This window comes from Geodermatophilus sabuli (assembly GCF_900215145.1).
GTDB classification, from domain to species: domain Bacteria; phylum Actinomycetota; class Actinomycetes; order Mycobacteriales; family Geodermatophilaceae; genus Geodermatophilus; species Geodermatophilus sabuli.
The window spans coordinates 76,476-102,742 of sequence record NZ_OBDO01000007.1 but is presented as its reverse complement, the minus strand read 5'-3'; the positions used below and the strand labels follow the sequence as shown (position 1 = coordinate 102,742).

Sequence of the window (26,267 nt, the reverse complement as noted above, 5' to 3'; positions counted from 1 at the left end):
GGTCGCCGCACCCATGGGTAAGGTGAGCCTCACCTACGGCGCCGCCGGAGGGACGTCCGCTCAGCAGATGGGTCCCCGCATGGGCCAGGCATTCCTCGCCAGCTACCTGATCGGCCTCCGCGAGGGGCTGGAGGCCACCCTCGTGGTGAGCATCCTCGTCGCCTACCTCGTCCGGTCCGGACGCCGCCGCCAGCTGCTGCCGCTGTGGGCCGGCGTCGCCGTCGCCGTCGCGCTGTCGGTGCTCTTCGGTGCGCTGCTCACCTACACCGGGACCACGCTGCTGGCCGACTATCGCAGCCGGGAGCTGTTCGAGGCGATCACCTCCGTGCTGGCCGTCGCGCTGGTCACCTGGATGGTGTTCTGGATGCGGCGGACCGCCCGCCGGCTCGAGGGTGAGCTGACCGGCCAGCTGGAGCACGCCCTGGGCCTGGGCGCGCTGGCCGTCGCCGGCGTCGCGTTCCTGTCCGTCGTCCGCGAGGGCCTGGAGACGACGCTGCTCTTCTACGCCGCGGCCCAGGGCGCCACGACCACCGCGACGCCGCTGGTCGCGATCACCGCCGGCGTGCTCACCGCCGTCCTCGTCGGGGTCGGGCTGTACGCCGGCGCGATCCGGGTGGACCTGTCCCGGTTCTTCACCATCAGCGGCGTCCTGCTGGTCTTCGTGGCCGCCGGCATCCTCAAGTACGGCGTCCACGACTTCCAGGAAGCCGGCGTGCTGCCGGGGTTGGACGTGCTCACCTTCGACGTCTCCGGCGTGCTGGACCCGAACAGCTGGTACGGCGCCGCGCTGGCCGGGATGTTCAACATCACCGCGGCGCCCACCGTCCTGGAGACGGTCGCCTACGTCGCCTACCTCGTGCCGGTGCTGGTCGCCTTCCTGTGGCCGGCCCGCCGGCAGCACACCCCGTCGTCCACCGGCGCCGTGCCGGCGGAGGCCCGCCCGACCCCGTCGTCGAACCCGGAGGACGCCCAGCATGTCCGCGCGTAGCCGCCGCACCCCCGTCCTCGCCGCCGGCCTCCTCGCGGCCCTGACCACCGCCGCCTGTGGTGGTGACCCCGGCACGGGCGAGGGGGCCTCGGGCGGCGCGGCCGCCGACACGGTCACCGTCGCCGCCTCCGACGACGCCTGCCAGGTGGCCGAGTCCGAGCTGGCTGCGGGCACGCACTCGTTCGCCGTCACCAACGACGGGAGCCAGGTCACCGAGTTCTACGTCTACGCCGAGGGCGACCGCGTGATGGGCGAGGTGGAGAACATCGCGCCCGGGGTGACCCGCGAGCTGCTCGTCGAGCTGCCGGCCGGGGACTACGAGACCGCCTGCAAGCCCGGCATGGTCGGCGACGGCCTCCGCAACGCGCTCACCGTCACCGGTGAGGCCGCGCAGCTGTCGGAGGACGAGACCCTCGCCCAGGCGGCCACCGACTACCAGCGGTACGTGCGCAGCCAGACCGCCGCCCTCACCGAGCAGACCGCCGCGTTCGTCGACGCCGTCAAGGCCGGCGACGTCGAGGGGGCCAAGGCGCTGTTCCCCGTCGCCCGCACCTACTGGGAGCGCATCGAGCCGGTCGCGGAGGTCTTCGGGGACCTCGACCCGCGCATCGACGGCCGCGAGGGTGACCAGGCCGAGGGGGAGGACTTCACCGGCTACCACCGCATCGAGCAGGCGCTGTGGGTCGGCGGGACCACCGCGGACATGGCGCCCTACGCCGACCAGCTGCTGGCCGACGTCCAGGAGGTGGTGAGCCTGGCCGACCAGACCACCCTCGACCCGCTGCAGCTGGCCAACGGGGCCAAGGCGCTGCTCGACGAGATCGCCACCGGCAAGATCACCGGCGAGGAGGACCGCTACTCGCACACCGACCTGTGGGACTTCGCCGCCAACCTGGAGGGTTCCGAGGCCGCCGTCCAGGCCCTGCGCCCGTACCTGGAGGAGGCCGACCCGGAGCTGGTCGCCGAGATCGACGAGCGCTTCGCGGCCACCGAGGCGGAGCTGGAACAGTACCGATCGGGTGACGGTTGGCTCCTCTACGACCAGCTCACCCAGGAGCAGCTGCGCGGCCTCAGCGACAGCGTGACCGCGCTCACCGAGTCCGTCAGCCGGGTCGCCGCGGTCGTCGCCGACCGCTGACCGGCACCCGCGGTCGTGCCCGACCGCCCACCCGCAGTGAGAGGGACATGAGCGAACCGACCTCCCCCGCCGGGGGCCTGTCCCGGCGCCGCCTGTTCGGCCTGGTGGGGGCCGGCACGGCGGGGGTCCTCGCGGCCGGCGCCGCCGGCGGCGCGCTCGGCCGGGCGACGGTCGCGGGGGCACCCGCCTCCGACCCGGCGGACGACGTCGTCGAGTTCACCGGTCGGCACCAGGCCGGGATCGTCACGCCGGCGCAGGACCGCCTGCACTTCGTCGCGCTCGACGTCACCACCGACTCCCGGGAGGAGCTGGTCGCGATGCTCCAGGCGTGGACCGCGGCCGCCCGCCGGATGACCGCTGGGCAGGACGCCGGGCCGCTGGGTGCCGTGGGCGGGGAGCAGTTCGCCCCGCCGGACGACACGGGGGAGGCGCTGGGCCTGTCCGCCTCGCGGCTCACGCTCACGGTCGGGTTCGGTCCGACGCTGTTCACCGCCGACGGTCGCGACCGGTTCGGCCTGGCCGACCGCCGTCCCGAGCCGCTGGCCGAGCTGCCGTCCTTCGCCAACGAGACGATCGACCCGGCGATCAGCGGCGGCGACCTGTGCATCCAGGCCTGCGCCGACGACCCGCAGGTGGCCGTGCACGCGGTGCGCAACCTGGTCCGCATCGGCGCCGGGGTGGTGACCGTCCGCTGGTCGCAGCTCGGGTTCGGCCGGACGTCGTCCACCACGACCGCGCAGGCGACCCCGCGCAACCTGATGGGGTTCAAGGACGGCACCGACAACCTCAAGGCCGAGAACGCCGGCGCGCTCGACCGGTTCGTGTGGGTGGCCGACGGCGACAGCGGGTCCGACTGGCTGGCCGGGGGCTCGTACCTGGTCACCCGGCGGATCCGGATGCACATCGAGGTGTGGGACAGCTCGACGCTCGACGAGCAGGAGCAGACCATCGGTCGCACCAAGGGGGCCGGGGCCCCGCTGGGGCAGCGGGAGGAGTTCGACCCGGTCGGCTTCACCGCCCGGGTGGACGGCGGCTTCGCGATCCCCGAGACCTCGCACGTCTTCCTCGCCCATCCCACCAACTCCGGGACGGCGATCCTGCGTCGCGGCTACAGCTTCGTGGACGGCTCCGACGGCCTCGGCCGCCTCGACGCCGGGCTGTTCTTCATCGCCTTCCAGCGGGATCCCGAGACCGGGTTCGTGCAGATCCAGCGCAACCTGCGGCTGGACACCCTCAACGAGTACATCCGGCACACCTCCTCGGCGGTCTTCGCCTGCCCGCCGGGGGTCCGGGACGACGCCGACTGGTGGGGGCGCGCCCTGTTCGAGGTGTGACCACACCGTGACGAACCGTCCCCACCAGTTCCCCGCTGACCTGGGATGATGGACCCCGGACGGCTCGCGCCCAGACCGTTCGGCAGCCCCCGTCCTCGGCCGACAGCGACACGCCCGGGATGCGGTCGGCGGCCGGACGCATGTGTAGTCGCAGGCGGCGCGGGACATCCAGACCTGGGGGACGCCGGCGCCCCCGGGCCGAGGACCGGCAGTCGGGCAGGCGAGGGGTGAGCCACGGTGGTGGAGCCGGGTCGGCGGGCTCTCGGGGACCGCTACGAGCTCGCCCAGCTGATCGCGGCCGGTGGCATGGGCCAGGTGTGGCGGGGCGTGGACGCCCTGCTGGGTCGCCCGGTCGCGGTGAAGGTGCTGCGCAGCGAGTACACCGGCGACCCCACCTTCCGGGCCCGGTTCCGCGCCGAGGCCCAGCACGCCGCCGCGCTGAGCCACCCCCACATCGCCGCCGTCTTCGACTACGGCGAGGCTGAGGCCGCCGACGGCAGCGGCGAGACCCTGGCGTTCCTCGTCATGGAGCTGGTGGAGGGCGAGCCGCTGTCGGCGGTGCTGCGGCGGGAGGGCCGCCTCGACGCGGCGGTCACGCTGTCGGTGCTGCAGCAGACCGCCTCCGCGCTGGCCGAGGCGCACCGGGTCGGCCTCGTGCACCGCGACGTCAAGCCGGGCAACATCCTCGTCCGCGACGACGGCAGCGTGAAGATCACCGACTTCGGCATCGCCTGGTCGGCCGGGAGCGTGCCGCTCACCCGCACCGGCCAGGTCATCGGCACGCCCCAGTACCTCTCGCCCGAGGTCGCCGAGGGCCACCACGCCACCCCCGCCAGCGACGTCTACGCGCTCGGCCTGGTCGGCTACGAGTGCCTCACCGGCCATCCGGCCTTCGACGGCGACAACGCCGTCACCATCGCCCTCAAGCAGGTGCGGGAGGACCCCGCACCGCTGTCCGAGGACCTCCCCGGCGGGATCCGCACGCTCATCCGGCGCTCGCTGTGCAAGAACCCGTCCGCTCGCATCCCCGACGGCGCCGCGTTCGTCGCCGCCGTCGAAGACGTCCGCGCCGGCCGCCCGCAGCCCGAGCCTCCGCCCACGTGCGCCCTCCCCATCCCGCCGCCGCCCCCGTCCACCGGTGAGCGGCCGGCCGTGCCCGCCGGGCTGCCGTCCCCGCGCGACGGCAGCCCCGCGGTGCCCCGGACCAGCAGTCCGGCGGCGCCGCGGCGGCGCGGGGCGGCCGCCTTGCTCGTGCCGCTGCTGACCCTGCTGCTGGGGGCCGGCACCGCGGGCGCGGTCTTCGTCGCCGTCTCCGAGGACGACAGCCGGACGCCGGTCGTGGCCGCGCAGACCGACGACGCCGGGATCGTGCTCGACGCCGCGGACTACGTGGGCCGCCGCGTCGACGAGGTGGCGCTCAACCTCTCCGCGCTGGGGCTGCTCGTCTCGCGCCAGGAGGAGGTCACCGCCGACGCCGTCCCGGGCCTGGTCACCGCGCTGGACCCCGCCGGGGTGCCGCTGTCGGCGGGTGACGAGGTCGTCGTCGTCTTCGCCGTCGCGCCCCAGACCTCACGGGCGCCGGGCCGCGGGTCGGCGGTCGTCAACAGTGGTGGGGGCGAGCGCGCCGCCGCGCCGCCGGTCCAGCCGGAGCCGGCGGAGGTCCCGACGACGACCGCGCCCACCACGACCCCGGCGCCGGAGCCGACGAGCCCCTCGCAGTTGCCGGGGGGCACCCCGACGCCGACGCCCACCCCGACGACGACCGCACCCACCACCACCGCGCCGTCGACGGCCACCGGCTCACCGTCCACCTCCACCTCCACCTCCACCTCCACCTCCACCGTGTCCGCGTCGACGTCCCCCTCCTCCCCCCACCACGACGACGACTGACCGCCTGCGCCGCGGACCGGAGGTCGTGACCTGGGCCGGAGGTCCGAGGCCCGCCGGGATGTCCGCCTCCGCAGCCGGTGGCAGGCTGGCCCGGGGGCGCGGACGACAGGGGGTACGGGTGGTCGAGCCGGAGCGGCGCACGCTCGGCGGCCGCTACGTGCTCGAGGGCCTGCTGGCCACCGGTGGTATGGGCCAGGTCTGGCGGGCCCGCGACCTGCTGCTGGACCGCGCCGTGGCGGTCAAGGTGCTGCGCAGCGAGTACACCGGCGACCCCACCTTCCTCGCCCGCTTCCGGGCGGAGGCGCAGCTCACCGCCCGGCTCGTGCACCCGCACATCGCCGCGCTGCACGACTACGGCGAGGGCACGGCGACCGACGGCGAGCCGCTGGCCTACCTGGTCATGGAACTGGTCGAGGGTGAGTCGCTGGCGGCGCTGCTGGCCCGGGAGGGCCGGCTGACCGCGGAGCGCACGCTCGACGTCGTCGGCCGGACCGCCGACGCCCTCGCCGCGGCGCATGCCGCCGGGGTCGTGCACCGCGACGTCAAGCCGGGCAACGTGCTGCTGGGCGAGGACGGGGCGGTGAAGATCACCGACTTCGGCGTCGCGTGGTCGGCCTCCAGCGTCCCGCTCACCCGCACCGGCCAGGTGGTCGGCACCGCCCACTACCTCGCCCCGGAGCAGGCCGCCGGCGGCCGGGCCTGCCCCGCCAGCGACGTCTACGCGCTGGGCATGATCGCCTACGAGTGCCTCGCCGGCCGTCGCGCCTTCGACGGCGACAACCCGGTGCAGATCGCCGTGGCCCAGCTGCGCGACGAGCCCGACCCGCTGCCCGACGACGTCCCGGCGCCGGTGCGCACGCTCGTCGCCCACGCGCTGGTCAAGGAGCCGGAGCGGCGCTTCCCGGACGGCGCCGCGTTCCGGGCCGCGGTCGACGACGTCCTGGCCGGCCGGCCGCTGCCCCCCGCCCCGCCACCCAGCGCGACGCTCCCGCCCACCACGGCGTTCCGGGGGGCCGCCGGCGCGGCCTCCCGCCGGCGCCGGTTCCTGGTCCCGGTGGCCGCGCGGCGCCGGCGCCGGGGCCGCGGTCGGGTTGCTCGAGGTCACCGGCGGGAACGCCGGGGTGCCGGTCGCCGTCGTCGACGAGGGGACCGGTTCCAGCGCGCCGCCGGGCGACGACGTCGTCGTGGTGACCGCCGCGCCGTACCTGGGCCGGCCGGTGGACGAGGTGGAGCGGGAGCTCGCGGCGCTGGGGCTGCGCCTGCAGCGGGCGCCGCTCGAGCGGGCCGACGTCCCGGCCGGGCTGGTCACCGGGGTCGGGCCGGTGGGGGCGCTGGCGCGCGGCGACCTCGTGACGCTCACCGTGGCGACGGCCCCACCGGTGGTGGCCGTGCCCCCCTCCCCGGAGCCGGCCGCGCCCGCGGCGCCGGCCGAGGGCGGTGGTGCCGGGCCGGTCGAGGAGGCGCCGGCCGCGACGGCGGGTCCGGGATCCGGGGCTCCGTCCCGCGGGGACCCCGGTGCCCCGAGCGCCGGTGATGTCGCCGCGGGGGCCGCCGCGGACGGGGACGGCGGGGACGGCGGGGACGGCGGCAGCGGGGACGGCGGGGACTCCGGCGGTGGGGCCGCGGAGGACGACCCCGACGACGCCGACAGGGGCGGGACGGCCCCGGGCAAAGGCCACGGGCGCGGCGACGGCGGCGGCGGGAACGGCGACGGCGACAACGGGAAGGGCAACGGGAAGGGCAACGGGAACGGCAACGGCGGGAACGGGAACGGTCGCGGGAACCGCTGACGCCGCCGGCACCAGCGGGGACCGGCGGCGCCCGGGCGGACGGGCGGGAGGTGCCGTCAGTCGCGACGGGTGGGGGCGGCGGTCCAGAGCGCCGCGCCGAGGGCGGCCAGCGCGGCGGTGAGCAGGAACCCGCGGTCGCTGTCGGCCCGCGGGAGCACCACGAGCACCCAGAAGACCGCCAGCCCGGTCAGCCCGCCCGCGGCCGCCCGCCACGCGGTGCCAGGACGCAGCCGGGTGCCCAGCAGGCGGGCGGCCGACGGCAGCAGCCCGAGCAGGGTGGCGAGCGTCGCGAAGACCGACCAGAGCGGCACCGTCGTCCAGAAGGACTCCGCGCCGAACGGCAGGGCCAGGCCCAGCTCGAGCAGCAGCAGGCTCACGACGGTCAGGCCGGCGCCGGCGAGCGCGGCCCGCTGCGCGGCGGTGCGCGGCGTCCGCGGCGCCTTGGTCGGTGCGGGCGGCGGGGGTGTCCCCACGCCGGGCAGGCCGGGGACGAAGTCGACCGGGCCGGTCGGCTGCACGGGCGGCTCGCTCCCCGGTCCGGGCGCGGTGGGCTGGTCCTCGATCCGGGGCAGGTGCTGCGTGCCGGTCGCCGTGGCGCCGGCCACCGGGATCTCCTGCGTGCCGGGGACGTCCGGCGTGGCGACGGGCTGGGGGCTGGTCGTCGGGTGGCTCACGGTTCTCCTCGCTCGCGGGCCGGTCGCGCGGGGGCGGACCAGTTCGTCCTCGGACGGTAACGGCGGCCACGGCGCGTCCCGGGGAGCGACGCGGCGGTCCGGCGCACCGGGCGCGGCGGGTCGGGAGCGTCACTAGGGTCGGCCGGGTGGGTGTGCGCGCAGGGATCGTCGTGACCGGCACCGAGGTGCTCACCGGCCGGGTGACCGACCGCAACGGCCCCTGGCTGGCCGAGCAGTTGCGGCTCCTGGGCGTGGACGTCGGCGGTGTCCTCGTGGTGGGCGACCGCCCCGACGACCTGCGGGCCGCCCTGCGCTTCCTGTCCACCGAGGACGTCGTCATCACCACCGGCGGGCTCGGGCCCACGGCCGACGACCTGACCGCGGAGATCGTGGGCGACGTCCAGGGCCGGCCGGTCGAGCTCGATGCCGAGCTGGAGCGGCACGTCGCCGGCATCATCGAGCGCCTCATGCGCGGGCGCGGGTTGCGCGCCGACCCGGAGGCCACCGCCGCCGGCGTCCGGAAGCAGGCGATGGTCCCGGCCGGTGCGACGGTGCTGCCCCCGGTGGGGACGGCGCCCGGCCTCGTCGTCCCGCCGCCTGAAGGGGGCACCGGGCCGGTCGTCGTCGTCCTGCCCGGGCCGCCGTCCGAGCTGCAGGGCATGTGGCCGGCCGCCCTCGCCGACGAGCAGGTGCAGCGGGCGCTGGCCGGGCGCAGCGAGCTCCGGCAGGAGACGGTGCGGCTGTGGGGGACGCTGGAGTCGGAGCTGGCCGCCACGCTCCGCGGGTACGAGCTGCCCGGGCTGGAGGTCACCACCTGCCTGCGGGACGGCGAGCTGGAGATCGTCACGCGGTACGGGCCGGAGGCCCAGCCGGAGTACGACCGGCTGCTGGGCGTGCTCCGGGAGGCGCACGGAGAGCACCTGTTCTCGACCGGGCCGACGGTGGACGACCTGGTCGCAGGGGCGCTCGCCGACCACGGGCTGACCGTCGCCACCGCCGAGTCGTGCACCAGTGGGCTGCTCGTGGCGCGGCTGACCGAGCGGCCGGGGTCCTCGGCGTGGGTCCTCGGCGGGGTGGCGTCCTACGCGAACTCGGCGAAGGAGGCGCTGGTCGGCGTCCCGGGGGAGGTGCTCGCCGAGTTCGGCGCGGTCAGCACCCAGGTGGCGGCCGCGCTGGCCGAGGGGGCGCGGGAGCGCTTCGGTGCTGACGTCGGCATCGGCATCACCGGGATCGCCGGCCCGGGTGGCGGGACGCCGGACAAACCGGTCGGCACCGTGCACCTGTGCGTGGTCGGGCCGGACGGGCGGCAGCCGCGGTCGGTGGTGCTGCCCGGCTCCCGGTCGGCGGTGCGCCAGCGCTCGGTCACCCTCGCGATGCACATGCTCCGGCAGTTGCTGCTCGGGGGCCCGCCCGCGTGACCACGCTGACCCTGCACGCGACGGGGCCGGAGCCGCCCGGCGAGGTGTGGGAGCGCTACGCCGTGCCGGCGCGCTGGCCGGAGTGGGCACCGCAGATCACCGGCGTCGACCTGCCTGTCGGGCGGCTGGCGGCGGGCGTGCGGGGCCGGGTGCACGCGCCCCTGGGAGTGGCGCTGCCCTTCGTCGTCGACTCGGTCGACGAGGCGGCCCGCCGGTGGTCGTGGACGGTGGCGGCGGGTCCGGTGCGGCTACGGCTCCTGCACTGGGTGGCCGACGGTCCAGACGGCGGCAGCACCACCGGGCTGCGGGTCCGCGGTCCGGCGCCCCTGGTGCTGGGCTACGCGCCCCTGGCGCGGTGGGCGCTCGGCCGGCTGGTCCACCCGCTGCGCTGAGGCCTGCCGCGGTCCGGGCCGTGCGGCGGCATGTGCCCACCGGGGACGCGACGCTCGCCGCGCGGCCGGCCCCGGCTGTGTCTCGTGTCCCGTGATGACCGCGCGGCCCGACCCGGCCGGTTCAGTGGCTCGGTGCTCGACGGTCGCCAGAGCCCACGTCGGACGGTGCCCATCTGGAACGGCATCAACTGCGCTGTGTGCCGTCCTTGCCGTACCGCGGCCGGCCTCGCGGTGTACCGCGTGCCCGGCGACGGCGGAGCGGGTCCGGTCGGGGGGTGCCGGACCGAGACGTTCGGTGGCCGAGCGGGCGCAGGCGACCGTTCCGGAGCGCGTGGCGTCGACCGCGTTCCACGTGGAACCGAGCCGTCGTACGGTCCGCGCATGGGCGTCACGCACGAGGTCACGAACCAGGTCCCTCCACTGGCCGGGCACGACCCGATCGCCGGGGACGCAGCCCTGGCCGAGGCCTGCCGGCGGCACGCCGGCCAGGACGCGCTCGACTCGCTCAAGGCCATCGGTGCGCTGGCCGGCAGCGAGCAGGCCCAGGACTGGGGGCGGCTGGCCAACGAGAACCCACCCCGCCTCCGGTCCCACGACCGCTACGGCCACCGTGTCGACGAGGTCGAGTTCCACCCCGCCTGGCACGAGCTCATGCGCACCGCGTTCGAGCACGGCCTCGGCGGCGCTCCGTGGGCCGCTGCGCCGTCCGACCACCCCACCGCTGTGTCGTCCGCCCACCCCACCGCTGCGCCGTCCGCCCACCCCGCCGCTGCGCCGTCCGCCCACCCCACCGCCCCGGCGGCGGCGGGGGAGCACCCGCACGTCCGCCGTGCCGTCGGATACCTCGGCTGGACGCAGGTCGAGATGGGCCACGCCTGCCCGGTGACGATGACCTACGCCGTCGTCCCGGCCCTGCGGGCCGCCCCGGAGCTGGCCGCCCGATACGAGCCGGGCCTGACCGCACCGGCCTACGAGTTCGGCCTCGTCGACCCGGCCGGCAAGCGTGGCCTCGTCGCCGGCATGGGCATGACCGAGAAGCAGGGCGGCTCCGACGTCCGGACCAACACCACGCGCGCCGTCCCCCAGCCGGACGGGACGTACGCGCTGACCGGCCACAAGTGGTTCACCTCCGCCCCGATGAGCGACCTGTTCCTCGTGCTCGCCCAGCTCGACGAGGGCGTCTCCTGCTTCCTGGTCCCGCGGGTCCTGCCCGACGGCACCCGCAACGTCTTCCGGCTGCAGCGCCTCAAGGACAAGCTGGGCGACCGCTCCAACGCCTCGAGCGAGGTCGAGTTCGAGGGGACGACGGCGGAGCTGGTGGGGGAGCCCGGTCGCGGCGTCCCCACGATCATCGAGATGGTCAACATGACGCGGCTGGACTGCACCCTCGGGTCGGCCGCCACGGTGCGGGCCGCGCTCACCCAGGCGATCCACCACGCACGCCACCGGCGCGCGTTCGGCGCCCTCCTGGCCGACCAGCCGCTGATGCAGAACGTGCTCGCCGACCTCGCCGTGGAGAGTGAGGCCGCCACCGCGCTCGCCGTCCGGCTCGCCGCCGCCGTCGACGCGGGGGAGTCCGCGTTCCTCCGGCTGGCCGGCGCGGCCGCCAAGTACTGGGTCTGCAAGCGCACCCCGGCTGCGGTCGCCGAGGCGCTGGAGGTGCTCGGCGGCAACGGCTACGTCGAGGAGTCCGGGCTGCCCCGGCTCTACCGCCAGGCGCCGCTGAACTCCATCTGGGAGGGCTCCGGCAACGTCATCGCCCTCGACGTCCTCCGGGCCCTCGGCCGCTCCTCGGAGGCCCTCGCCGCGGTCCGCGCGGAGCTGGACCTCGCTCGCGGAGCCGACCGCCGGTACGACGCCGCGGTGGCCCGACTCTCGGCGGAGCTCGCCGATCCGGCGGACCTCCCGGTGCGCGCCCGCCGCGTCGCCGGCCTGCTGGCGCTGTGCCTGCAGGGCTCGCTGCTGCTCCGCTGGGCCCCGCCGGAGACCGCCGACGCCTTCTGCGCCACGCGCCTGGGCGGGAACTGGAGCCCGGTGCTCGGCACGCTGCCCGCCGGGACCCCGCTGGCCGCGATCGTGGATCGCGCCGCCGTCTCACCTGTCTGAATCCCAACCGTGTGGTTACCCTCGGTGTTGCGTCGGCCGACGCTGAGCTGTCGGGGATGGTGGGCGGCGTGGTCCTGGAGGAGAAGGGCCGACGTGTGCCCCAGGGGGAAGAGGAAGCGGGCAGGGTGCACCGACACGTCCACGCGGGGCCGGTGGCCGACCCCCTGTCCACCGTGCCCGACGCCGTCTACCGCCTCGACGCCGAGGGCCGCTTCACCTACGTGAACGCCGCCGCCGCGGCGCTGCTCGACCGGCCGGTGCACGACCTGGTCGGCCAGGACTCCCTCGAGTGCTTCCCCGAGGCGCGCGGCACCGTCCTCGAGGAGCGGTACCGGGCGGCGCTGGCCGACGGCGGAACCCGAACCGTGACGTTCTTCTACCGCCCGCGCGACCGCTGGTACGAAGCCCGGGTGTTCCCCGGGTCCGCCGGCCTCACCGTCTTCCTGCGGGACGTCGACGAGGAACACCGCGCGCAGGCGGCGCGCACCGAGGAGATCGCGCAGCTGACCGCCGTCCTCGACGGGCTGCCCTCGCCCACGGTGCTGCTCGACGCCAACGGGCGGATCGTGTCGGCCAACCGGCGGTGGCTGGCGGCGTCGGAGATCGTGCGGCGCGCCGGCTACCGGGCGGCCGCGGTCGGCGACGACTACCTCGAGGTCTTCGCGCTGAGCGTCGAGGGCGAGGACCGGGAGGCGATCGTCCGCGGCGTCGGCGAGCTGCTCGCCGGCGGTCCCGGCGTGGCCGACCGGGCGTTCACCCGCGACTACGCGCACGCCCTGGGGTCCGAGCACTCCTGGTTCCGGATCCAGGCGGCGCGGGTGGAGCCCTCCGGGCGCGTGGTCGTCACACACATCGACATCACCGAGCGGGTCCGGAACCAGCAGGCCCTGGCGTGGCAGGCCAACCACGACGACCTCACCGGGCTGCCGAACCGCTCGCGCCTGCTGGAGCTGATCGGCGATGCGCTGGCCGAGCCGGACGGCCGGGCCGCGCTGCTCTTCCTCGACCTCGACGGGTTCAAGACCGTCAACGACTCCCTCGGTCACGCGGTCGGCGACGAGCTGCTGCGGCAGGTCGGCGCCCGCCTGGCCGAGCAGGTGCGCCCGGGCGACAGCGTGGGCCGGCTCGGCGGCGACCAGTTCCTGGTGCTCGCCCGCGACTGCGACACCTCCGAGGCCGCCGCGTTGGCCTTCCGGCTCCAGACGTCGTTCACCCGGCCGTTCCAGGCCGCCGGCATCTCGGTGCCGCTGTCGGTCAGCATCGGCGTCGCCGCCGCCCAGCCCGGAGTCCGGCAGGCCCACCAGTTGCTCAGCGACGCCGACACGGCGGCCTACGCCGCGAAGGGCGCCGGCCGCGACCGCATCCACCTGTTCTCCCCCGGGCTGCGGGACGCCGCCCGGTGGCGGCTGGAGGTGGCCAACCGGCTCCGGGACGGCGCGGTGGACCAGTTCGTCGTCCACTACCAACCCGTGGTCCGGGTCGACACCGGCGAGGTCGACGGGGTGGAGGCGCTGCTGCGCTGGCAGCACCCCGACCGGGGCCTGCTGTCCCCGGACGCCTTCCTCTCCGTCGCCGAGGAGACCGGCCAGCTCATCCCGATCACCCGCTGGCTGCTGGGGGAGACCACCCGGCAGGCCGCGCAGTGGGCCGCCGACGGGCTGCCGCTGCGCATGTCGGTGAACATCAGCGCCCGGCACTTCTCCGCGGAGACGCTGGTCCGCGACGTCCGCGTGGCGCTGCACGACTCCGGGCTCCCGGCGGAGTGGCTCGTGCTCGAGCTCACCGAGACCAGCGTCGCGGAGGACCCGACCCGCGCCGAGGACCAGCTGTCGGTGCTGCGCAACTCCGGCGTCCGGGTGGCCATCGACGACTTCGGGACCGGCTGGTCGTCCCTCGCCCAGCTGCTGGCCCTGCCGATCGGCACGCTCAAGATCGACCGTTCGCTGCTCACCGCCGCCGCGCGGCTGGCCGCCGGCGGCTCGGGACCCGTGCTCGCCGCGATCGTCTCCCTCGCCCGCACCCTCGGCATCCGGTCGGTGGCCGAGGGCGTGGAGACCGCCGAGCACCTGCAGATGGTCCGCGACGCAGGCTGCGACCTCGCCCAGGGCTACCTCCTGGGCCGCCCGATGCCGGCCGGTGAGGTCCCGCGCTGGGCGTCCCGGGTGCGGGCCGCCGGCGGTGACTCGTGCGCCCTGGCCCTGCAGGGCCAGAGCTGCTGAGCCGCCCCGTGCCAGCACCGAGGGGAGCCGGGGACGGCCGGCCGGGGACCGGTCCCCGGCTGCGTCGCCGCGGACGCCGGGCCACCGCCCCGGCCGGACCCCCGCGCCCGGTGGCACCCCCGCCGGAGACGCCGCCCCGCCCGGGAACCGGGCCGCTGACCGACGTCCCGCCGCCGGACGCGGTCTCCCCCGATGGGGCACCGCCGTCGGACGCCCCGTCGCCGGTGCCGTCCGTGACCCGGCAGACTGCCCCCGTGACCGACCTGGACCTCGCGGACGACCCGGCAGCCGACGCCGCCCCGTCGCAGGGGCGCTCCCGCCCGGCGCTGGACCTGCTCATCTGGGACGCGCCCAACATCGACATGACCCTGTCGACGGTGATCGGCGCCCGTCCCACCGCGGCGTCCCGGCCCCGGTTCGACGCCATCGCGGCGTGGTTCGTCGAGGGCGCCGGTGATCCGGGTGCGCCCGACGCCCCCGAGGTCGAGGCCTGCGTCTTCGCCAACATCCCGCCGGTCGTGGGCTCGCTGCAGCGCTGGGTGGAGGCGCTGCGCAACTTCGGGTTCGCCGTCTTCGCCCGGCCCAAGACCCAGCCCGACGACGACATCGACCAGGACATGCTCGACCACATCGCGGTCCGGCAGCACAGCCACCGGCTGCGCCGGCTCGTGGTCTTCTCCGGCGACGGCCGCAACTTCGCCGAGCCGCTGGAGGAGCTGGCGCGGACCGGCACCCAGGTCGTCGTGGTCGCGTTCAGCGAGGTCGCCGGCTACGCCATCGGGTCGGACCTGCTGGAGTTCATCGACATCGAGGACGTGCCGGGGGCGTTCACCGAGCCGCTGGACCGCGTGCGCCTCGACGCGCTGCCGCCCGACGGCGCCTGGCTGCGGCCCACCCGCAGCCTGCGCGAGTTCGTCGCCGGCTTCCTGCGCCGCAACGGCTGACCGGTGCAGGACGAGGAGTCCGGGCCGGTCCTCGCCGAGGAGCTGCTCGTCCCCGGCGAGACCTGCTGGCGGGTCGAGCGTGCCGACCGGTACGCGGTGTTCGTCGACGCCGCCGACTACTTCGCCGCGCTCAAGGGTGCGGTGTTGCGCGCCGAGCGGCGGGTGCTGTTCATCGGCTGGGACTTCGACCCGCGGATCCGCCTGGACCCCCGCCGCACCGGCCGCCGGAGCCGCGACCGGCTGGACCAGGTGCTGGCCGACGCCGTGCGGGGCAACCCGGAGCTGGAGATCGGCGTCCTGCAGTGGGACCTGGGCATGTTCGTGGCCCTCGCCCGGGGTCTGGCGCCCATCGTGCTGCTCAACCGGCGCACCCCCGATCGGCTGACGATGACCGTCGACACCCACCACCCGGTCGGCGGCGCCCACCACCAGAAGATCGTCGTCATCGACGACTGTCTGGCCTTCGCCGGCGGCATCGACGTCACCGCCGACCGGTGGGACACCCCTGAGCACCGCGACCGGCACCGGCACCGGCGCCGTCCCCGCACGCACCAGGACCGCGGCCCCTGGCACGACGTGACGAGCCTGGTGTCCGGTCCGGCGGCGCAGGCCATCGGCGACCTCGCCCGCGAGCGGTGGGAGAGCGGCACGGGACGAGCCCTGGAGCCGGTGACCGACGCCCAGCTGTGCTGGCCGCCGGAGGTGGAGCCGTTCCTGACCGACGTCGACATCGCCATCTCCCGGACCCGCCCCGAGCACGGCGGGAAGTCCCTGGTGCACGAGATCGAGCTGCTGTGGCTGGCGGCTGTCGCGGCGGCCCGGCGGACGGTCTACATCGAGAGCCAGTACTTCGCCAACCGCCGTATCGCCGAGGCGATCGCCGACCGGCTGCGGGAGGACGACGGCCCGGAGGTCGTCGTCGTCAACCCGCAGTCGGCCTGGGGGTGGCTGGAGACCAAGGCTATGGACACCGCCCGCGCCAAGCTGCTCGCCCTCGTCCAGGACGCCGACGTCCACGGCCGGTTCCGGATCTACTTCCCCGTCACCGCGGGTCGGCGTCCGATCTACGTGCACGCGAAGGTGCTCGTCGTCGACGACCGGCTGCTGCGGATCGGTTCCGCGAACCTGAACAACCGCTCGATGGGCCTGGACACCGAGTGCGACCTGTCGATCGAGGCCCCCGCCGGGGACCCGCGGCGCGAGGAGCTGGCCGCGGCCGTGACCAGCCTCCGCGACCGCCTGCTCGGCGAGCACCTGGACGTGCCCCCGGAGGCCGTGGCGGCGGAGGTGGCCCGGTGCGGCGGCTCGCTGTTGCAGGCGGTGGAACGGCTGCGCCGGCCGCAGGGACGCTCGCTGGCGCCGGTGGTGCCACCGGAGCTGAGCCCGCTGGACCGGGTGCTCGCCGACACCGAGCTGCTGGACGCCGAGCGGACGCCGAACCGGTGGCGCCGGGTCCGCCGCAGCGCCCGGGCGACCCGGCGCCGCTGAGGCGCCCACGGGCCTCCCCCCGAGGGGGTGCGACCCCGCCGGCCGCGGCATGGTCCCGTGTCGGGGCGGTTACCGTCTGTCGGCGGGTCCGTGGGACGGGACCGCCGCGAAACGGCAGTGGAAGGGAACCATGAGCACCCCCGGTGTGGACCACCCGATGCAGGACGGCGAGGCCGAGATCAGCACGGCCGCGCGGAGCCTGTCGGTCAGCGCCCGGGTCGAGGTCGCCGGCTCCACCCTCGTGGTGGTCCGCCCGTCCGCGAGCGAGTTCGTCGAGCAGTGCGTGGTCCGGGTCGGCGAGCAGGTGTCCCTGTTCTGGATGGGCCCCGAGGGCGGCCGGTCCTTCCTGGCCGACGTCACGACCGTCGAGCGCGGCGCGGTCCCGCGCTGGCACCTGCAGGTCACCACGCCGGCCGAGGAGTCCCAGCGCCGGGCGGCGGTGCGCGCCCGCGTCCCGATCCCGGTCCTCGCCGCCGTCAACGGGGTGGACCTCGAGGGCGAGACGCTGGACCTCAGCGAGGCCGGGTGTCGCGTCGTGCTGGACGTCTACGGCAACCCGCCCCTGCCCGGCAGCCGCATCCGCGTGTCGCTGGAGCTGGAGGACGGGGCGCTCGTCACCACGGCCGAGGTCGCGCGCCAGCAGACCCGGGCCTCCTGCTGGCAGCTCTCGCTGCGCTTCCTCGACCTCCCCGAGAAGGAGCAGGACCGGCTGCGCCGGCGGGTGTTCCGGGCGCTGCGCGAGGAACGCGCCCGCCAGTCGCAGGCGCTCTTCGACTAACAACCGCCCCGCCGGGATAGACCCGGGGGGTGACCCTCCCCGCGCGGCTGCCCGAGGCCCTCGCCGCCCTGCGGGACGCCGTTGCCGCCGCTCCCCTCGGGCTGGCCACCCCCGCCGCCGGACCCGCGCGCCGCGCCGCGCGCAGCGTGGTCGAGCAGGTCGACGACTACCTGCTCCCGCGGCTGCGCGACCTCGACGCCCCGCTGCTGACCGTGGTCGGCGGCTCCACCGGCGCCGGCAAGTCCACCCTGGTCAACAGCCTGGTCGGCGCCCCGGTCACCACCGCCGGCGTCCTGCGACCCACCACGCGGGCTCCCGTGCTCGTCTGCGCCCGTGCCGACACCGCCGCGTTCTCCGGCGACCGGGTGCTGCCCGGCCTGGCCCGGGTGACCGGCGGTGCCGGCGGTCCCGGCACCCTGCAGCTCGTGCCGAGCGACGACGTCCCGCCCGGCCTGGCCGTGCTCGACGCCCCGGACGTCGACTCGGTGGTGGAGTCCAACCGGGAGCTCGCCGCGCAGCTGCTGGCCGCCGCGGACCTGTGGGTCTTCGTGACCACCGCCGCCCGCTACGCCGACGCGGTCCCCTGGGACCTGCTGCGGACGGCGCAGGAACGCGGCACCGCGCTGGCCGTCGTGCTCGACCGGGTGCCGCCGGAGGCGGCCCGGGAGGTCGCCGACGACCTCGCCGGGATGCTGCAGCGAGCCGGCCTCGCGAGCGCCCGGCTGTTCGTCGTGGAGGAGCGTCCGCTGACCGCCGGCCTCCTGCCCGAGGACCAGGTGGCGCCGCTGCGGCAGTGGCTGCACACCCTCGCCGCCGACCAGGAGGAGCGGGCCGCCGTCGTCCGGCAGACCCTCACCGGCGCGCTGGCCAGCCTGGCCGACCGGGTGGCCGGCGTCGCGGCCGCGATCGAGGAGCAGGCAACCACGGCGGCCGCCCTGCGCGGCGCCGCGGCGGCCGCCTACACCGCCGCCTACGACGGCATCGACGAGGGGGTGCGCAGCGGCAGCCTGCTGCGCGGCGAGGTCCTGGCCCGCTGGCAGGAGTTCATCGGCACCGGGGAGTGGATGCGCTCCCTGCAGAGCTCCATCGGCCGGCTCCGTGACCGGGTGACCGCCGCGCTGACCGGGCGGCCCACGCCGGCCGACGACCTCGCCGGCGCCCTGGAGTCCAGCGTGGAGACGTTGCTGCGCACGGAAGCCGACCGCGCCGCCGAGCGCACGGTCACCGCCTGGCGCGCGCTCCCGGGCGGGCCGGCCCTGCTGGCGGCCACCGACGAGGACCTCGAGCGGGCGTCGGCGGACTTCACGGAGGCCGCCGCGGCGCAGGTCCGGGACTGGCAGGGCCACGTCCTGGACCTGGTACGCGACGAGGGCGCCGACAAGCGCACGCGGGCCCGGGTGCTCTCGTGGGGTGTCAACGGCGCCGGCGCCGTCGTCATGGTCGCGGTGTTCGCGCAGACCGGCGGGCTCACCGGCGGCGAGGTCGCTGTCGCCGGGGGGACGACGGCCCTCGGGCAGCGGTTGTTGGAGGCCGTCTTCGGCGACGCCGCCGTCCGCTCGCTGGCCGCTCGGGCCCGCGAGGACCTCCAGGGCCGCGCCGACGCGCTCCTCCGCTACGAGCAGGGCCGCTTCGACGAGCTGGTGGACGCCGTGGCCCCGGGGCCGGACGACGCCGAGCGGTTGCGGGCGGCGGCCGCCGCCCTCCCCGCGGCGCGGGCGCAGGCATGAGAGCGAGCGTGCGAGCTCTCCAGGGGCACAGCCCGGTGCGGCGGATGCGCCCGGCGAGCATCAGCGAGGCGGGGGCATGAGCCGACGGACGCCGCCGCTGGCCGACCGGCTGGCGGCCCTCCGGGAGGCGGTCGAGGTGGCCGAGGACCGGCTCGACGTGCTCGAGGTGGGGGAGGCCCGGACGCTGCTGGCCAAGGCCGGGGCCCGCGAGGCGCTCGGGGACGCCACCGTCGTCGCGTTGGCCGGGGCCACCGGCAGCGGCAAGTCCACGCTGTTCAACGCGCTGTCGGGCAGCGAGGTGAGCAAGCCGGGGGTCCGGCGGCCCACGACGGGGGTCGCGCACGCCACGGTGTGGGGGGCGGACGACTCCCCCGCCCACTCGGCCGACCGGCTGCTCGACTGGCTGGAGGTGCCCCGCCGGCACCGGCACCCCCCCGAGCCGGCGCTGGACGGCCTCGTGCTGCTCGACCTGCCCGACCACGACAGCATCAAGCTGGAGCACCGGCTGGAGGTCGACCGGCTGGTGCAGCTGGTGGACGTCCTGGTGTGGGTGCTCGATCCCGAGAAGTACGCCGACGCCGCCGTCCACGAGCGGTACCTGGTGCCGCTGGCCGGTCACGCCGGCGTCCTGCTGGTCGTGCTGAACCAGGTCGACCGACTCGACCCGGCGTCCGCCCGGGCCTGCCTGGCCGACCTGCGGGCCCTGCTCGACCGGGAGGGCCTGGCCGCGACGCCGCTGCTCGCCGTCTCCGCCCGCACCGGCACCGGCCTGGGGGAGCTGCGCGCCGACCTGGCCGACCGGGTGGCGGCGCGCCGGGCGGCGACCGACCGGCTCACCGCGGACGTCCGCGCCACGGCGGCCGCGCTGTCGGCGCACTGCGCTCCCGGCTCCGCCGACCCCGCGGGCGGGTCGGGGGTCGGCCGGCAGGACCGGGAGCAGGTCACCGCGGCGCTGGCCGAGGCGGCCGGGGTGCCGGCCGTGGCCGCCGCCGTGGAGCGGTCGGTCCGGCGCAGCGGGACGGCGGCCACCGGCTGGTCCCTGGTGCGCTGGACCCGGAAGCTGCGCGCCGACCCGCTCGACCGGCTGCACCTCGGCGGCGCGAAGGACTCCGAGCAGGGCGACACAGTCGTGGCCCGCACGTCGCTGCCGGCCGCGGGCGCGGTGCAGCGGGCGGCGGTCACCGGGGCGGTGCGGCAGGCCCGTGCGGCCGCCGGCGAGGGGCTGCCGCAGGCGTGGCGGGACGAGCTGCGGCGCACGGTGGAGGTCTCCGAGGAGCGGCTGGCCGACGAGTTGGACCGCGCCGTCGCCGGCACCGACCTCGGTCCGCAGCGCACGCCGCTGTGGCAGCGGGGCGTCGGCGGCCTGCAGTGGCTGCTCATGCTGGTGGCTCTGGCCGGGGCGCTGTGGCTGCTGGCGCTGGTGGCCCTGGGGTTGCTCCAGCTCGACGACGTCGTCCCGCTGCCCCGGGTCGAGGGGCTGCCGCTGCCCACCCTGCTGCTGGTCGGTGGGCTGCTGGCGGGGGCGTTGCTGGCGCTGGTGGCCCGGCCGTTCGTGCGGGCCCGTGCCCGCCACCGGGCGCGGCGGGCGCGGCTGCGGCTGGAGGCCGCGGTCGACGTGGTGGCCCAGCAGGAGGTGCTGGCCCCGATGGCGGAGGTGCGGGAGGACCACGCCCGTTTCTGCGCCGCCGTCACCCGTGCGGGCAGGTGAGGCCGGGTTCACGGGGTGGGCTCAGCGGTCCTGGGGGACGGCACCTGGCCGCGGGTGGGCCGGTCGCGGAGGCCCGGAGGGTCTCCCGATCGGGACACGGGGTGGGCTCAGCGGTCCTGGGGGACGGCACCTGGCCGCGGGTGGGCCGGTCGCGGAGGCCCGGAGGGTCTCCCGATCGGGACACGGGGTGGGCTCAGCGGTCCTGGGGGACGGCACCTGGCCGCGGTGTCGGCCGGTAGGCCGACGATGTCATCAGTCGCGGGGGAACTCCGGGGCGCGCGGCTCGGGCACCCGGTCCTGCGCCGCCTCGACGGGCTGGCGGCCGTTGGGCAGCCGGGCCCAGACGTGCTTGCGCCCCGGGCGGCCCTCCCAGCCGTAGTCGCTGGACAGCTGGGCCACCAGGTGCAGTCCCATGCCGCCGAGGGCGGGGTCCCGGTCGATCGCGGGCACGGGCGGCCGGTCCGGCGCCTCGTCGCTGAGGTCGAGCAGCCAGCCCTCGGGGCCGGCGACCACCAGGGCGCGGACCGCGCCGCCGCCGTGGCGTAGCGCGTTGGAGGCCAGTTCCTCGAAGACGAGCAGCAGACCGTCGCGGGCGTCCTCGGTGGAGGAGGAGCACACCGACGGGTGCGCGATGCGGGCGCGCAGGTCCGACCGGACGCGGGAGACGACGTGCATCGCCTCCAGCTGCCAGTGCCAGACGTCGCCGGGCACGGAGGGGACCGGTGCGTGCGGCCACGTCTCCTGCCCCATCCCGCCCCCTCCGCCGGTGCTGAGCGTCCGCTGGCCGTCGACACGCGGCCGCCCCCATCCTGGCCGAAGCGACGCCGTCCCGCAGCGGCGGGGCCCGGAGAGCCGGTCGGGCGTTCCGCGGTGCAGCGCCGGGGCGGCAGACTGACCCCATGGAGCAGCTCTGGCGCGACCTCAGCCAGGTGGTGCTGGCCGACCGCACGCTCGCCGACGTCCTCGCCGAGGTGACCACCCTGGCGGCCCGCAGCATCCCCGGCGCCGAGTCGACGTCGATCACCCTGATCCGCGATGACAAGGCCTTCACCGCCGCCCACCACGGCGAGATGGCGCTGGCGGCCGACGAGATGCAGTACGAGCAGGGCTACGGCCCGTGCATGGACGCCGGCCGGGGCGGCGTGGTGCTGCGCGTCGACGACATGGAGACCGAGCAGCGCTGGCCGGACTACACGGCCCGGGTGCAGGGCATCGGGGTCCGCAGCTCGCTCTCCATCCCGCTGCCGTACCAGGGCAACGCCATCGGGGCGCTGAACAACTACTCCTCCGAGCCGGCCGCGTTCGCCACCCCGGAGTCGCTCGCGGTGGCCCTGGAGGTGGCCGAGGCCGTGGCGGTCGCAGTGGCCAACGCCGACGCGCACGACCGGCTCGGCGAGCAGGCCATGAACATGCGCCGGGCGATGGAGTCGCGGGCGGTGATCGAGCAGGCCAAGGGCGTGCTCATGGCGCAGCGCCACATCGACGCGGAGCAGGCCTTCGACGTCCTGCGGGAGGCCTCGCAGCGCTACAACCGCAAGCTGCGCGACATCGCCACCGGCATCGTGCAGTCGACGTCCGGCGGCGGGGCGGCTACCCGGCCGCGCGGCTGAGCGCCTCCAGCCGGCTGACGAGGAACTCCACCGCGGCCGGGCCGTCCACGGTCTCGGCGACGTCGACGGCGGTGGGGGAGTCCGACACGCGGCGGCGGTCGACCAGCGTCTGACCGCGCCCGGCGCCGAGGGTCGTGTCGACGACGACGTCCCGCCGCACCGTGCCGAGCGTGCCCGGTGCGATCGCCTCGGTGAGCGCCAGCGCGTCGTGGACGACGACGCCGGTGGTCCCGTAGGCGGACCGGGCGTGGTCGAGGTACTGCTGCAGGACCGCCGCCGCGGTGGCGCCCACCGGGCCGGCGGCGGCGAAGCGCGCGATCCCGTCGGCGTCGAGGACCGTCGGCAGGGTGACGTCCAGCCCGACGAGGACGGTGGGGACGCCGGAGCCGAGCACCCGCTGGGCGGCCTCCGGGTCGGCCCACACGTTGAACTCGGCGGCGGCGGTGACGTTCCCGCCGCGTGCCGCCGAGCCGCCCATGAGCACCAGCCGGCCGATCCGCTCGGCGACCTCGGGGTGGACGGCCAGCAGCAGCGCGATGTTGGTCCACGGCCCGATGGCGGCCACGGTGACCGGTTCCTCCGCCGCCAGCAGCAGCTCGGCGAGCGCGGTGACGGCCGGCCGCGGGTCCGCGGCGGCCGGTGAGGGCGGCAGCTGCACCCCGCCCAGCCCGGCCTCGCCGTGCACGTGGCCGGCCCGCTCCGGCTGGCGGTACACGAGGGAGTCCCGCGCGCCGGCCGCCACCGGGACGTCGGAGCGGCCGGCCAGGTGCAGCACGCGCAGCGCGTTCTCGGTGGTCCGTCCCAGGTCGACGTTGCCGTGCACTGTGGTGACCAGCCGCAGGTCCACCTCCGGGCTGGCCAGCGCCAGCAGGATGGCCAGCGCGTCGTCGATGCCGGGGTCGGTGTCGATCACCAGGGGGGTGCGGTCGGCCACCGCGCCATCCTGTCAGCCGGGAACGGCGGTCTCGTCGGCGTGCACGAGGTCCTGGCGGCGACGGGTGGCCTGGGTGCCGACGTGCAGCAGCACGCCGACGGCCAGCAGGACGCCGGCCCGCAGCCAGGTGCCGCCTCCTGCTGCGAGAGCAGCAGCAGACACGAGGCGATGGCGAGCACCGGCAGCACCACCGGCGCGCGGAAGTGCGGTGCGTCCACCCGGTCCCGGCGCAGCACCAGCACCGCGGTGTTCGTGCTCAGGAAGACCAGCAGCAGCAGCAAGACGACGGTGTTGGCCAGCGCGGCCAGCGTGCCGGTCGCGGTCAGCACCATCGCCACCGCCGTCGTCACCACGATCGCCACCCACGGCGTGCGCCGGTGCGGCAGGACCCGGTCCAGGGCGCGCGGCAGCAGGCCCTGGTCGGCCATCCCGAACGCCATCCGGCTGGCCATGATCATCGTCAGCAGGGCACCGTTGGCGACGGCGACCAGGGCGATCGCGCTGAACAGCCGGTCGGGGATGCCGGCGTCGGCGGCCCGGACGACCTCGAGCAGCGGGCCGCTGGAACCGGCCAGCACGTCGGGCGGGACCACCGCCGTCGCCGCCAGGCCGACCAGCACGTAGACCACGCCGGCGGTGAGCAGCGCGCCGAACAGCGCCCGCGGGTAGACGCGGCGCACGTCGCGGACCTCCTCGGCGATGTTCGCCGACGTCTCGAAGCCGACGAAGGAGTAGTAGGCCAGCAGCGCCGCGGCCAGGACGGCGGACCCGGCCGACACCCCGGGCGGGAACTCCACGGTGCGCCCGAGGTCGCCGTCGCCCCGCCCCAGGACGACGGCGCCGAGGACCACCACCAGGACCAGGCCGGAGGCCTCCACGAGCGTCATCACCGTGTTGGCGCGCAGCGACTCCTGGATCCCGCGCGCGTTGAGCAGCGCCACCAGCGCGAGGAACACCAGGGCCGCCGGGGTGGCGGGCACGTCGAGGAAGACGCCCAGGTAGTCACCTGCGAAGGCCAGCGCGAGGCCGGCGGCGCTGGTGACCCCGGCGGCGAGCATGCAGAACCCGACGAGGAACGCGATCACCGGGCGCCGGAACGCCCGTTCGGCGAACACCGCCGAGCCGCCGGCCTGCGGGTACTTGGTGACCAGCTCGGCGTAGGAGGCGGCGGTCAGCAGCGCCAGCACCAGCGCCAGGGCCAGCGGCACCCACACCGCGCCACCGACCTCGGCGGCCACCTCGCCCACCAGCGCGTAGACGCCGGCGCCGAGGACGTCCCCGAGGACGAAGAGGTAGAGGAGCCTGCCGCTGACGGCTCGGCGGAGCTTCGTGGCGGGGTCGGCCCGGTCGGTCACCGGTCGAGTCTGGGCAGGGCGGAGGTGCCCGGCAAGCCGAGCCGCGGGCCGCCGCGACACGCGGGGCGCCGGGCGTGTCCCGGGACGACCGACGCGCTGACCAGCGGGTTCCACGCTCAGGACGGCACGGCTTGTCGACAAGTGATCGCCGCGGGCGGGGGGTCACCAGCCGCCGCGGGGCGGCCCCGCAACGGTTGGGTCACGCGCGCTCCGGAACGTGTCCCGGAACGCCGTCCGCGAGCCCCGCCGTCCCTACCTTTCTGCTTGTCCGCGACACCTTCCCCGGTCGCGGCGACTACCTGCAGGAGGCGGCATGGCGATCGATCGGGCACCGGTGCTCCGCTCGTCGCGCGCCGCCGACGACCTGACCCTGCTCGACCTGCTCGACGTGCTGGACCGGGCCGACGACCGGCCGCTGCGCGCCCGACCCCGCCCGGCGCGGTCCACGGGGCAGCGCCACGGACAGGCCCGCTCGGTCCGCCCGCTCCCGCTCGCCCGCCCCGTGCCCGTCCCCCGGCCCCGCCCGGCTGCCGCGCCGGTGCCGGCGGTCGCCCTGGAGCGCGTCGCCCCGGCCGGGACCCGCCCGGCGCTGCGGGCAGGGGTGCGCCGGGTGGTCCGTCGCCTGGCGTCGTGGGACGCCGGTCCCGACGGCGCGTACCTCGCCTGGGGCCGCCCGGTGGCTCCGTCCGCTGCACCGGGGCCGTCGGCCCGCTCCGCGGTCCGGGTGCCGGCGACGTGGCCGGAGCGGGTCGCCCCCGCGGAGCGGCGCCCGGCGCTGCTGGCCCGGGTGCGCGGGGTCGTCCGCCGCCTGGCGCTGTGGGGCGCCGGCCCCGACGGCGCCCACCTCGCCTGGGGCCACCCGGTCGCCCCGGCTCCGCGTGCCGACGGCCCGGTGCTCCTCACCGAGCTGCCCAGCACGCCCACCTACCAGCCCGCGGCGCCTTCCCCCGCCGCGGCGCTCGTTCCGGCCCGGACTGCCCGGCCGGTCGCCCCGCCCCGCGTCCCGGTGGTCCCCCCGCTCGCCCGGCAGGTGCCGGCACCGCGGCCCACCCCCTCCCCGGGAACCGCGTCGGCCGGGCACCGCCCGCGGAGCGCACGGGCCACCGGCCCGGCCCGGGCGCGCGGTGACCCGCGGCCACCCCCGGCCCGGGGACAGCCACCCGGCTGATCCCAGCGCGACCACGGCCCCCGCCGCGGACGCCGTCCTCCGCACCGCCTGCCAGCCGCCGGCTGCCGTTCCCGTTCCCCCGGGAACCGCATCCCGTCGCCCCGGCACCGGTCCTCCGTACTCCTGGCCGACCTCGTACCGCCCCGGTCGTCCCCCTCCGACGCAGCACCCGCGCCGGCCCCGCCGTCCCGCACCACCGGTACCCGCCTCGCCCTCCCGCCGACTGCGCCCCGACGCAGCGCGCGGACCCTCCTGGGAGGCGCGGACCGCTGGTCGGCCGGCCGCCGGCACCCGGGTCCTCCGCCGGACCGGGACGCCCCGTCCCGCCGCACCCGCGCCCCCGGGTCCGCCGGCCGGACGGAGGCGCTGTGAGGGACCGAGCCGCCGGGACCGCCCCGGCGACCGGGAGTCGACGGAGGAGCGGTCCGGTCGCACGGAGCCCGGCCGGTCAGGCACCGCGACGCTGGACGCCCGCGACCGCAGGACGTGTCCCTCGTGCCGGTGGACGATGCCTCGTCCGCCTCCCGCCGAACGGCGGGCGCCCCTCCTGGACCGAGGGCGCCCGCCGTTTCGTCGTCCCGGGGGCGTATCCATGTGGTCACCGGC

At 76.6% G+C, this 26,267-nt stretch carries 20 protein-coding genes; 16 read left to right on the top strand and 4 right to left on the bottom strand.

From position 1 onward, the window contains the following. The first annotated feature begins 13 nt into the window (after positions 1 to 13). The 5 genes from efeU (at position 14) to CRP39_RS16210 (ending at position 6,884) form a co-directional block, all read left to right on the top strand. Positions 14 to 988 carry an iron uptake transporter permease EfeU gene (efeU, locus tag CRP39_RS16230; RefSeq protein WP_245853913.1) on the top strand — a complete coding sequence of 325 codons (975 nt, stop codon included), beginning with the start codon at positions 14 to 16 and terminating at the stop codon, positions 986 to 988. Continuing rightward, entirely contained in the window at positions 975 to 2,126 is a 1,152-nt protein-coding gene (gene efeO, locus CRP39_RS16225; RefSeq protein WP_097207425.1) for an iron uptake system protein EfeO, read from the top strand. Before efeU ends, efeO begins: the two co-directional genes overlap by 14 nt. Before the next feature lie 47 nt (positions 2,127 to 2,173). After that, positions 2,174 to 3,460: an iron uptake transporter deferrochelatase/peroxidase subunit gene (efeB, locus tag CRP39_RS16220; protein ID WP_097207424.1), complete on the top strand. Its 1,287-nt coding sequence runs from the start codon at positions 2,174 to 2,176 to the stop codon at positions 3,458 to 3,460. Between the two features lie 237 nt (positions 3,461 to 3,697). Next, positions 3,698 to 5,350, top strand: a complete 1,653-nt coding sequence (locus CRP39_RS16215) for a serine/threonine-protein kinase (protein ID WP_097207423.1) — start codon at positions 3,698 to 3,700, stop codon at positions 5,348 to 5,350. Between the two features lie 118 nt (positions 5,351 to 5,468). After that, complete coding sequence (locus tag CRP39_RS16210) at positions 5,469 to 6,884, top strand: serine/threonine-protein kinase (protein ID WP_245853912.1); 1,416 nt, start codon at positions 5,469 to 5,471, stop codon at positions 6,882 to 6,884. Between the two features lie 312 nt (positions 6,885 to 7,196). Here the strand turns inward: CRP39_RS16210 and CRP39_RS16205 are convergent, their stop codons facing one another. Next, the gene (locus tag CRP39_RS16205) at positions 7,197 to 7,814 is read right to left on the bottom strand and encodes a hypothetical protein (protein WP_097207422.1); all 618 of its coding nucleotides are present in this window, start codon (positions 7,812 to 7,814) and stop codon (positions 7,197 to 7,199) included. Between the two features lie 146 nt (positions 7,815 to 7,960). Here CRP39_RS16205 and CRP39_RS16200 point away from each other — a divergent pair, with 146 nt between their 5' ends. The 9 genes from CRP39_RS16200 to CRP39_RS16160 all read left to right on the top strand — a co-directional run bounded on the left by CRP39_RS16200 (position 7,961) and on the right by CRP39_RS16160 (position 20,594). Beyond that, the gene (locus CRP39_RS16200) at positions 7,961 to 9,232 is read left to right on the top strand and encodes a competence/damage-inducible protein A (RefSeq protein WP_097207421.1); all 1,272 of its coding nucleotides are present in this window, start codon (positions 7,961 to 7,963) and stop codon (positions 9,230 to 9,232) included. Beyond that, a complete protein-coding gene (locus CRP39_RS16195) occupies positions 9,229 to 9,624 on the top strand; it encodes an SRPBCC family protein (protein WP_172442475.1) in 396 nt (131 codons plus the stop codon). Before CRP39_RS16200 ends, CRP39_RS16195 begins: the two co-directional genes overlap by 4 nt. A gap of 381 nt (positions 9,625 to 10,005) precedes the next feature. Next, positions 10,006 to 11,730 (top strand): acyl-CoA dehydrogenase family protein, encoded by a 1,725-nt coding sequence (locus CRP39_RS16190; protein ID WP_097207420.1) that lies wholly within the window; start codon positions 10,006 to 10,008, stop codon positions 11,728 to 11,730. A gap of 125 nt (positions 11,731 to 11,855) precedes the next feature. Next, positions 11,856 to 13,949, top strand: coding sequence for a putative bifunctional diguanylate cyclase/phosphodiesterase (locus CRP39_RS16185; protein WP_097207419.1), 2,094 nt, complete (start codon positions 11,856 to 11,858; stop codon positions 13,947 to 13,949). A 254-nt stretch (positions 13,950 to 14,203) separates the two neighbouring features. Next, positions 14,204 to 14,893: an NYN domain-containing protein gene (locus tag CRP39_RS16180; RefSeq protein ID WP_245853911.1), complete on the top strand. Its 690-nt coding sequence runs from the start codon at positions 14,204 to 14,206 to the stop codon at positions 14,891 to 14,893. A gap of 3 nt (positions 14,894 to 14,896) precedes the next feature. After that, entirely contained in the window at positions 14,897 to 16,381 is a 1,485-nt protein-coding gene (locus CRP39_RS16175; protein ID WP_097207417.1) for a phospholipase D-like domain-containing protein, read from the top strand. A gap of 130 nt (positions 16,382 to 16,511) precedes the next feature. Next, complete coding sequence (locus CRP39_RS16170; RefSeq protein WP_172442474.1) at positions 16,512 to 17,159, top strand: flagellar brake protein; 648 nt, start codon at positions 16,512 to 16,514, stop codon at positions 17,157 to 17,159. Between the two features lie 29 nt (positions 17,160 to 17,188). Beyond that, positions 17,189 to 18,886 carry a GTPase domain-containing protein gene (locus CRP39_RS16165; protein WP_097207415.1) on the top strand — a complete coding sequence of 566 codons (1,698 nt, stop codon included), beginning with the start codon at positions 17,189 to 17,191 and terminating at the stop codon, positions 18,884 to 18,886. A 76-nt stretch (positions 18,887 to 18,962) separates the two neighbouring features. Further along, entirely contained in the window at positions 18,963 to 20,594 is a 1,632-nt protein-coding gene (locus CRP39_RS16160) for a GTPase (protein WP_097207414.1), read from the top strand. A gap of 252 nt (positions 20,595 to 20,846) precedes the next feature. On the opposite strand, the gene CRP39_RS16155 is transcribed toward CRP39_RS16160, so the two are convergent. Next, on the bottom strand, positions 20,847 to 21,344 hold the full coding sequence (locus CRP39_RS16155; RefSeq protein ID WP_097207413.1) for an ATP-binding protein: 498 nt from the start codon (positions 21,342 to 21,344) through the stop codon (positions 20,847 to 20,849). A gap of 149 nt (positions 21,345 to 21,493) precedes the next feature. On the opposite strand from CRP39_RS16155, the gene CRP39_RS16150 reads away from it, so the two are divergent. Further along, entirely contained in the window at positions 21,494 to 22,204 is a 711-nt protein-coding gene (locus CRP39_RS16150; protein ID WP_097207412.1) for a GAF and ANTAR domain-containing protein, read from the top strand. Here the strand turns inward: CRP39_RS16150 and CRP39_RS16145 are convergent. Both CRP39_RS16145 and CRP39_RS16140 read right to left on the bottom strand, forming a co-directional pair. After that, on the bottom strand, positions 22,185 to 23,138 hold the full coding sequence (locus CRP39_RS16145; protein ID WP_097207411.1) for a nucleoside hydrolase: 954 nt from the start codon (positions 23,136 to 23,138) through the stop codon (positions 22,185 to 22,187). The two genes, CRP39_RS16150 and CRP39_RS16145, sit on opposite strands and share 20 nt — an antisense overlap. Continuing rightward, positions 23,114 to 24,493 carry an APC family permease gene (locus tag CRP39_RS16140; RefSeq protein ID WP_245853910.1) on the bottom strand — a complete coding sequence of 460 codons (1,380 nt, stop codon included), beginning with the start codon at positions 24,491 to 24,493 and terminating at the stop codon, positions 23,114 to 23,116. Before CRP39_RS16140 ends, CRP39_RS16145 begins: the two co-directional genes overlap by 25 nt. Before the next feature lie 313 nt (positions 24,494 to 24,806). On the opposite strand from CRP39_RS16140, the gene CRP39_RS16135 reads away from it, so the two are divergent. Continuing rightward, on the top strand, positions 24,807 to 25,661 hold the full coding sequence (locus CRP39_RS16135; protein ID WP_097207410.1) for a hypothetical protein: 855 nt from the start codon (positions 24,807 to 24,809) through the stop codon (positions 25,659 to 25,661). Positions 25,662 to 26,267 lie beyond the last annotated feature (606 nt).